This window comes from Bradyrhizobium sp. MV1.5, from assembly GCF_055807615.1.
The window spans coordinates 31,058-37,355 of the sequence record NZ_JBVVPL010000055.1; the positions used below are offsets into that span (position 1 = coordinate 31,058).

The 6,298-nt window shown below is 66.2% G+C and carries 5 protein-coding genes; 3 read left to right on the forward strand and 2 right to left on the reverse strand.

Annotated elements, in window-relative coordinates; all coding sequences use genetic code 11:
* Nucleotides 1–97 precede the first annotated feature (97 nt).
* Nucleotides 98–1,495 (reverse strand): flavin monoamine oxidase family protein, encoded by a 1,398-nt coding sequence (locus tag AC0L2J_RS31395; protein ID WP_473395574.1) that lies wholly within the window; start codon nucleotides 1,493–1,495, stop codon nucleotides 98–100.
* Nucleotides 1,496–1,687: 192 nt separating this feature from the next.
* Between AC0L2J_RS31395 and AC0L2J_RS31400 the strand changes: the two genes are divergently transcribed.
* Nucleotides 1,688–2,656, forward strand: coding sequence for a YiiX/YebB-like N1pC/P60 family cysteine hydrolase (locus AC0L2J_RS31400; RefSeq protein ID WP_007603987.1), 969 nt, complete (start codon nucleotides 1,688–1,690; stop codon nucleotides 2,654–2,656).
* Between the two features lie 179 nt (nucleotides 2,657–2,835).
* Here AC0L2J_RS31400 and AC0L2J_RS31405 read toward each other — a convergent pair whose 3' ends face one another.
* Nucleotides 2,836–3,111 (reverse strand): metal-sensitive transcriptional regulator, encoded by a 276-nt coding sequence (locus AC0L2J_RS31405; RefSeq protein ID WP_007598521.1) that lies wholly within the window; start codon nucleotides 3,109–3,111, stop codon nucleotides 2,836–2,838.
* 50 nt (nucleotides 3,112–3,161) lie between these two features.
* Between AC0L2J_RS31405 and AC0L2J_RS31410 the strand changes: the two genes are divergently transcribed.
* Complete coding sequence (locus tag AC0L2J_RS31410; protein WP_473395575.1) at nucleotides 3,162–5,597, forward strand: heavy metal translocating P-type ATPase; 2,436 nt, start codon at nucleotides 3,162–3,164, stop codon at nucleotides 5,595–5,597.
* A 156-nt stretch (nucleotides 5,598–5,753) separates the two neighbouring features.
* Nucleotides 5,754–6,200 carry a nickel-responsive transcriptional regulator NikR gene (gene nikR, locus AC0L2J_RS31415; protein WP_473395576.1) on the forward strand — a complete coding sequence of 149 codons (447 nt, stop codon included), beginning with the start codon at nucleotides 5,754–5,756 and terminating at the stop codon, nucleotides 6,198–6,200.
* Nucleotides 6,201–6,298 lie beyond the last annotated feature (98 nt).

A 6,298-nucleotide genomic window follows, 5' to 3' on the forward strand; every position in this document is an offset into this window, starting at 1 on the left:
GGGTTTTGGGGGGGGGGGGGGGGGGGGGGGGTGGGGGGGGCGGCCCCCCCCCCCCCCCCCCCGCGGCCCCCGCCCCCCCCCCCCCCCCACGACTGAATTAGTTCCTCTGCTGCCGCGGCGCCCGCCGCTTCTTCGTCGACTGCGTCGGCACATCGGCTGGCTCGTCCTTGAGCGCGCCGATCTTGCGCAAGGCCGCGTCCGCGGCGCGCTCGCCGCTTTCCCAGGCGCCGTCGACGGTGCCCCACAGCGTCTCGTGCGTGGCTTCGCCGGCGAGGAACATGTTGCCGATCGGCTCGGCCAGGATTCTTCGCGAGAGCTGACCGCCCGGCGAGGCCGCCGACATCGCACCCATCACGAACGGCGAGGCGTTCCAGCGCGTCGCGCTGGCTTTCCGCACGGCGGCGGCCACTTCGCTGCCGAACAGCTTCGTGATCCATTCTCTGGCGAAGGCCGTCATCGCCTTCTCGCCTTGCCCGGACAGATCGCGGCCGAACGAGCCGCCGACATCGATCGAGCACAGCGAGGATCCCCCGATATTGGCGAACATCAGCGCCGTGCGCGTCGAGTTGCTCTGCTCGATCAGGATATCGTCGCGCGACAGGCCGAGCGGATTGCCCGGCAGTTGCAGCACGATGTGATCGTAGCTTCCGAGCGTGAGCTTCGAGGCGGCATCGAGCGTGCGCTTCGGAATGTCAGGCCCAAACTTGATCGCGCCCGAAATCAGCACATTGGTCGAGACCGTGATGATGGCGGCACGTGCGGCGATCTTGCCGGCTTGTGTCTCCACGCTGACGTCGCGATTGCTCCAGACGATCCGGCTCGCCGGCGTCGACAGCGCGACCGGCGCCTGCTCACCGAGTTTGGTGATCAGGGTCCCCAGGCCCTGGCGGCAGGCGATCGCGGCGTTGCGATCCTGTGCCCGCGCCTTGTCGATCGCAGACAGCTCCTTCAGGTCCTTGCCGGCGAAGCTCGCGCCCAGGATGAACTCGGCCGCGCCGGCCCAATCGCCGAGATCCTTCGGCAGCACCGAGGCGCAGGCGGTATCGAGCTTGCCGCGCGCGGCCTCGTCGATGGCGCGGTTGGCGCGCACCAGCGCCGCCAGGAATTCCTCGGTCTCGCCGGCCCGTGCGTTGCGGCGGCCGATGCGCATCTTCTGGCCTGATGGCGCCGGCAGAACGTCGAGCCCGGCACTGCGCGCCAGCCGGATCATCGGATTGGTGTCGGGATTGTGCATCCAGCGCGCGCCGCGATCGAACGGCGTGTCGAAGGTGGTCGTATCCGTGATGCAGCGGCCGCCGATCTGCGACGCCGCTTCCACCACCACGACCCTGCGATTGGCCGCCATGATGCGCCGCGCCGCGGCAATTCCGGCCGCGCCCGCGCCGATCACGACGATGTCAGCCTCGCGTGGCAGGGGCGCGGCGGTTGCGCGCAGGACCGGCATCGCGGCAAGGCCCGCCGATGCCGATAGGAAGCTGCGGCGCGTGATTGTCATGACATGGTTTCCGGAGACTTGCAGCAAACGGGAACAGCTAGCGAACCTTGCCGCATCTGATGTTGCGCGGCAACCATCATGGTGAATCAATCGTGCTTGATGTCACAGAACGATGAACCGAATTGCAACACGTTCCGACCATGATAGAGAAGAGAAAAAGACGGCCGGAAAAGGCCGTGGGGGAGTTTTGAAATGGGGACGGTCCTGGATTCAGTCGGCAAGCTGATTGCCGCGTACCTCTCGAAGGAGGTGCCGGGCTATGAGCCGTTCACGCCGAGCGACCCCGAGCATCTGCGCGGCGTGATCGAGCCCGGCGACGTGCTACTGGTCGAGGGCAACAACCGCATCTCGGGCATCATCAAATATCTGACGCAGTCGACCTGGTCCCACGGCGCACTCTATGTCGGCCCCATCGAAGGCGCGGAAGAGCCCGATGGCGAGCCGCACGTGCTGATCGAGGCCAATATCGGCGAAGGCGTCACCTCCGCACCGCTGTCGAAATATTTCCCCTATCACACCCGCGTCTGCCGTCCGGTCGGGCTGTCCTATGAGGACCGCACCACGGTCTGCCGCTATGCGATCAACCGCATCGGCTTCGGCTACGACACCAAGAACATCGTCGACCTGATGCGCTTTCTGTTTCCGCTGCCGATCCCGCAGCGCTGGCGGCGCCGCATGATCTCGATCGGCTCGGGCGATCCCACCAAGATCATCTGCTCGGCCCTGATCGCACAAGCGTTCGACGCCGTGCGTTACCCGATCCTGCCCAAGATCACCAAGGCCGGCAGCCGCGCCGCCCGCCGCGAGATCCTGCACATCCGCGATTCCTCGCTCTACATGCCCCGCGACTTCGACATCTCGCCCTATTTTGAAGTCGTCAAACCCACCATCGTGCACGGCTTCGACTACACCGCCTTGCACTGGGCCGACAAGCAGAAGCCGCTCGAGGAGGTAGCCGGCACCTTCGGTGTGTTTCCAGAAACGTTCCGTGCGCCGCCGCTCGTTCCTGAAGCGACTGACGAAGAGGCGCCGGTTTCGGCTGAAGAAGTGATGCGTGAGGCGGCTGCGGAGATGAGCGTTGCCTTCTCCGAGCATTTTGTGCTGCTGAACGATCTCGCAAAGTACCGCGCGCAGGGACACGCGCTGGGGATGGCGGCGTAGCTCCGCCGTCGTCCTGGCGAAAGCCAGGACCCATTATCAGAGGAGACGTTTGGCGAGGACCGGCCGTTCGGTACAGCTACCGCGCGCGATCGATAAGCTCCGCGGTATGGGTCCTGGCTTTCGCCAGGACGACATTGGTGGATATCGTTGGCCCCTCACAATGGCGAGTGAGTACGACCCTACCGCTCTGCCCGCCCAATCACCGCCATCAGCTCCGCGATCTTCTCGCGCTGGTCCGCCTTGTCGCCGCTCGCGATCGCATGCTCGACGCAATGGGCGACGTGATCTTTCAGAACCTCTTCCTCGACCCGGCGCAGCGCAGCGCGGACCGCCGAGATCTGCGTCACGATGTCGATGCAATAGCGGTCCTCCTCGACCATTTTCGAGAGGCCGCGAACCTGCCCCTCGATCCGGCCGAGACGTTTTCCGACAGATGCCTTGATGTCCTTGCGCATGCGGCTTATATACCCCCCTAGGGTATAACTTGCAAGACCGGAGCGTGGCAATGACCGACGCGGAACACGAGCACCGTCACAACGCGGAAACACATTCCGGATGCGGCTGTTCCAGTAAGGCTGCCCCGGTCGCCCAGCCCGCCGCTGCCTCCTGCTGCGGCGCGCACGGCGATCACGCGCATGACCACGGCGCCGCGGCAAAAGTCCGTGATCCCGTCTGTGGCATGACAGTCGATCCCGCGACGTCCAAGCACCGCTTCGACCATCACGGCGCGACCTTCCATTTCTGCTCGGCCGGCTGCCGCACCAAATTCGCCGAGGATCCCGCAAGATATCTCGCCAAGGAGAAGACACCCGAGCCCGAGATGCCCGCAGGCACGATCTACACCTGCCCGATGCATCCGCAGATCCGCCAGGCCGGACCCGGCACCTGCCCGATCTGCGGCATGGCGCTCGAGCCGGAAGTGGCGAGCCTGGAGACCGGGCCCAATCCTGAGCTTGCCGACATGACGCGGCGGTTCTGGATCGGCGGCGCGCTGGCTTTGCCGGCCGTGGTGCTGGAGATGGGCGGCCATCTCGCGGGCCCGCACAACTGGATCGATGCGACGCTGTCGAACTGGATCCAGCTCGTCTTCGCCACGCCCGTGGTGCTGTGGGCCGGCTGGCCGTTCTTCGTTCGCGGCCGGCAGTCGCTGCTGACGCGCAACCTCAACATGTTCACGCTGATCGCGATGGGTACGGGCGTTGCCTATGTCTACAGCCTGATCGGCACCATCGCGCCGCAGATCTTCCCGGCCACATTCCGCGGGCATGAAGGCGCGGTCGCGGTCTATTTCGAGGCAGCGGCCGTCATCACCGTGCTGGTGCTGCTCGGGCAGGTGCTGGAGCTGCGAGCCCGCGATGCGACGTCGGGTGCGATCAAGGCGCTGCTGCAGCTCGCCCCCAAGACCGCACGGCGCATCGATGGCGATGGCGGCGAGCACGAGGTCGAGATCGACGCGCTTCATGCCGGTGACCGCTTGCGCGTGCGGCCGGGCGAAAAAGTGCCGGTCGACGGCGTCATTCTGGAAGGCCGTTCCTCGCTCGACGAGTCGCTCGTAACAGGCGAATCCATGCCGGTGAGCAAGGAGACGGGCGCGAAGGTGATCGCCGGCACGCTCAACCAGTCCGGCAGCTTCATCATGCGCGCCGACAAGGTCGGGCGGGAGACGCTGCTGTCGCAGATCGTGCAGATGGTGGCCGACGCGCAGCGCTCGCGGGCGCCAATCCAGCGCCTCGCCGATCAGGTTGCCGGCTGGTTCGTGCCGGCGGTGATGACGGTCGCGGTCGCTGCCTTCGCGGCCTGGGCCTGGTTCGGGCCGGAGCCGCGGCTGGCCTTCGGCCTCGTCGCCGCCGTCAGCGTACTGATCATCGCCTGCCCCTGTGCGCTGGGACTCGCGACTCCGATGTCGATCATGGTCGGCGTCGGCCGCGGCGCGCAGGCAGGCGTGCTAATCAAGAACGCCGAGGCGCTCGAGCGAATGGAGAAGATCGACACGCTGGTGGTCGACAAGACCGGCACCCTGACCGAGGGCAAGCCGAAGGTGGTCGCGATCGTGCCCGCGGCCGGCTTTGCGGAAGACGATATCCTCCGCATGGCCGCCAGCGTCGAGCGCGCCAGCGAGCATCCTCTGGCCGACGCGATCATGCGCGCGGCGAAGGAGAAGCAGCTCGCGCTGGGCCAGGTCGAACAATTCGATTCGCCGACCGGCAAGGGCGCGACCGGCAAGGTCGACGGCAAAACCATCGTGCTCGGCAATGCCAAATATCTGATGTCGATCGGCATCGACACCAAAGCGCTCGATGGCGAGGCCGAACGACTGCGCGGCGATGGCGCGACCGTGATCAACATGGCGGTCGACGGCCGGCTTGCCGGCCTGTTCGCGATCGCCGATCCGGTCAAGGCCTCGACCCCAGAGGCGCTGAAGGCACTCGCGGCCGAAGGTATCAAGGTCATCATGCTGACCGGCGACAACCGCACCACGGCGGAGGCCGTGGCGCGCAGGCTCGGCATCGCCGACGTCGAGGCCGAAGTGCTGCCGGATCAGAAGAGCGCGGTGGTGACAAAGCTGCAGAAGGCCGGCCGCAGTGTCGCCATGGCCGGCGACGGCGTCAACGACGCGCCGGCGCTGGCCGCGGCCGAAGTCGGCATCGCGATGGGCACCGGCACGGACGTGGCGATGGAGAGCGCCGGCGTCACCCTGCTGAAGGGCGACCTCACCGGCATCGTCCGAGCGCGAAAACTGTCGCAGGCGACGATGAGCAACATCCGGCAAAACCTGTTCTTCGCCTTCATCTACAACGCCGCAGGCATTCCGATCGCGGCCGGCATCCTCTATCCGACCTTCGGCGTGCTGCTGTCGCCGATCATCGCAGCCGCCGCGATGGCGCTGTCCTCGGTCAGCGTGGTCGGGAATGCGCTGCGGCTGCGGGCAACGCGGCTGTGAGCGCGCACCGTTCACGAAACGCGGTAAGATACGCGTAGCCCGGATGAAGCGAAGCGCAATCCCGGGTCTGTCCACGCATCGAAACTGTCCCGGATTGCGCTTCGCTCCATCCGGGCTACCGACTACGCACCAAGCGGTACGCACGGAGAGGACTTGATGCAGCGAATCACGATAACCATCGAGGACGACCTCCTGGCGGAGATCGATGCTGCGGCGGAAGCGCGCGGCTATCAGAACCGCTCCGAGATCATTCGCGACCTCGCACGTGCCGGCTTGCAGCAGAGCAGCGAGGACACCGCGCAGACCGGGCCCTGCGTCGCCGGCCTCGTCTATGTCTACGACCATGCCGCCCGCGATCTCTCAAAACGCCTGGTGCAGGAATTCCATGGCCACCACGACCTCGCGCTGGCGACGCTGCATGTCCATCTCGACGATAGCAATTGCATGGAGATGACGGCACTGCGCGGCGACGCCGGCGAGGTCAGGCATTTCGCCGACCATATCATCGCCGAACGCGGCGTGCGTTATGGCCGCGTGGTGATGATTCCGACGGGTGACGGAAAACAGGCGAAGGCGCGCAAGCACGGGCACCGGCATGAGTAGATTCGCCGCATAGACGGTGCGTTCCCTTCTCCCCTTGCGGGAGAAGGTGGCGCGAAGCGCCGGATGAGGGGTTTGCCTCCGCGCACTCAGAACGCGAG

Bases quoted from the DNA above. Each gene is read 5' to 3' on its own strand.
- AC0L2J_RS31395 (WP_473395574.1), bottom strand. From the start codon at position 1,495: ATGACAATCACGCGCCGCAGCTTCCTATCGGCATCGGCGGGCCTTGCC.
- AC0L2J_RS31400 (WP_007603987.1), top strand. From the start codon at position 1,688: ATGGGGACGGTCCTGGATTCAGTCGGCAAGCTGATTGCCGCGTACCTC.
- AC0L2J_RS31405 (WP_007598521.1), bottom strand. From the start codon at position 3,111: ATGCGCAAGGACATCAAGGCATCTGTCGGAAAACGTCTCGGCCGGATC.
- AC0L2J_RS31410 (WP_473395575.1), top strand. From the start codon at position 3,162: ATGACCGACGCGGAACACGAGCACCGTCACAACGCGGAAACACATTCC.
- nikR (WP_473395576.1), top strand. From the start codon at position 5,754: ATGCAGCGAATCACGATAACCATCGAGGACGACCTCCTGGCGGAGATC.